This is a genomic window from Paenibacillus sp. J2R1T-4, from assembly GCF_059692235.1.
The window spans coordinates 1-2,238 of record NZ_JCAUBA010000046.1; the positions used below are offsets into that span (position 1 = coordinate 1).

General features: G+C 53.8%; 1 rRNA gene. It reads right to left on the reverse strand.

The features are described 5' to 3' along the window. A 23S ribosomal RNA gene (locus AC58QD_RS32445) occupies positions 1–2,234 on the reverse strand; the annotation flags it as partial. Positions 2,235–2,238: the final 4 nt, after the last annotated feature.

Below are 2,238 nucleotides of genomic sequence, written 5' to 3' on the forward strand. Positions count from 1 at the left end.
AGGTTAGAACTCCGATACGATCAGGGTGGTATCCCAACGGCGCCTCCTCAGAAGCTTGCGCTCCTGATTCTCAGGCTCCCACCTATCCTGTACAGATCGTACCAAAGTCCAATATCAAGCTCCAGTAAAGCTCCATGGGGTCTTTCCGTCTAGTCGCGGGTAACCTGCATCTTCACAGGTATTAAAATTTCACCGGATCTCTCGTTGAGACAGCGCCCAAGTCGTTACGCCATTCGTGCGGGTCAGAATTTACCTGACAAGGAATTTCGCTACCTTAGGACCGTTATAGTTACGGCCGCCGTTTACTGGGGCTTCAGTTCATAGCTTCGCCTTGCGGCTTACCACTCCCCTTAACCTTCCAGCACCGGGCAGGCGTCAGCCCGTATACTTCGCCTTGCGGCTTCGCACAGACCTGTGTTTTTGCTAAACAGTCGCTTGGGCCTTTTCACTGCGGCCCCCTCGGGCTATTCACCCTACCGAGGCACCCCTTCTCCCGAAGTTACGGGGTCATTTTGCCGAGTTCCTTAACGAGAGTTCTTCCGCGCGCCTTAGCATTCTCAGCCCACCCACCTGTGTCGGTTTACGGTACGGGCACCATCACCTGGCTAGAGGCTTTTCTCGGCAGCTTGAGATCATGACCTTCGGTACTGTAATTTTCCCTCCCCATCACAGCTCAGCCTTACGGTGTGCGGATTTGCCTACACACCAGCCTTACTGCTTGGACGAGCCATTCCATCGGCCCGCGTCACTACCCTTCTGCGTCACCCCATTGCTCATAACGGCTTACGGTGGTACAGGAATTTCAACCTGTTGTCCATCGACTACGCCTTTCGGCCTCGCCTTAGGTCCCGACTTACCCTGAGCGGACGAACCTTCCTCAGGAACCCTTAGGTTTTCGGCGGATCAGATTCTCACTGATCTTTTCGTTACTCATACCGGCATTCTCACTTGAATACAGTCCAGCTGTCCTTACGATCAACCTTCGACCCGTATTCAACGCTCCCCTACTGCACATTTACATGCACCCATAGCTTCGGTGGCGTGTTTAGCCCCGTTACATTTTCGGCGCAGAGTCACTCGACCAGTGAGCTATTACGCACTCTTTCAATGGTGGCTGCTTCTAAGCCAACATCCTGGTTGTCTGGGCAACTCCACATCCTTTCCCACTTAACACGCACTTGGGGACCTTAGCTGATGGTCTGGGCTGTTTCCCTCTTGACGATGGATCTTAGCACTCACCGTCTGACTCCCGGAATTCGAGTCTGTGGCATTCGGAGTTTGACTGGACTTGGTAACCCTTGGCGGGCCCCGCACCCAATCAGTGCTCTACCTCCACGACTTATTTCCGAGGCTAGCCCTAAAGCTATTTCGGGGAGAACCAGCTATCTCCGAGTTCGATTGGAATTTCTCCCCTACCCCCACCTCATCCCCGAGCTTTTCAACGCTCGTGGGTTCGGGCCTCCAGTGAGTGTTACCTCACCTTCACCCTGGACAGGGGTAGATCACACGGTTTCGGGTCTACGTCCACGTACTATGTCGCCCTATTCAGACTCGCTTTCGCTGCGGCTCCACCTTTTCGGCTTAACCTCGCACGGGAACGTAACTCGCCGGTTCATTCTACAAAAGGCACGCCATCACCCATTAACGGGCTCTGACTTCTTGTAAGCGCACGGTTTCAGGTTCTATTTCACTCCCCTCCCGGGGTGCTTTTCACCTTTCCCTCACGGTACTGCTTCACTATCGGTCACTAGGGAGTATTTAGCCTTAGCAGATGGTCCTGCCAGATTCCCACGGGGTTTCACGTGCCCCGCGGTACTCGGGATCCGTCTCGGAGAGAGCAAACTTTCGGCTACAGGATTGTTACCTTCTTTGATGGGCCTTTCCAGACCTCTTCACCTAGTTTACTCTTTTCTGACTCCATGTGAGACGTCCCACGACCCCAGCCCACAAGTGGACTGGTTTAGGCTGTTCCGCGTTCGCTCGCCGCTACTGACGGAATCACTCTTGTTTTCTCTTCCTCCAGGTACTTAGATGTTTCAGTTCCCTGGGTATGCCTCCGCTTATCCTATGTATTCAGATAAGGGTAACAACCTATTACGGCTGCTGGGTTTCCCCATTCGGACATCCCCGGATCAAAGCCTGCTTACGGCTCCCCGAGGCATTTCGTCGTTCGCCACGTCCTTCTTCGGCTCCTAGTGCCTAGGCATCCTCCGTGCGCTCTTATTTGCTTATCCATGA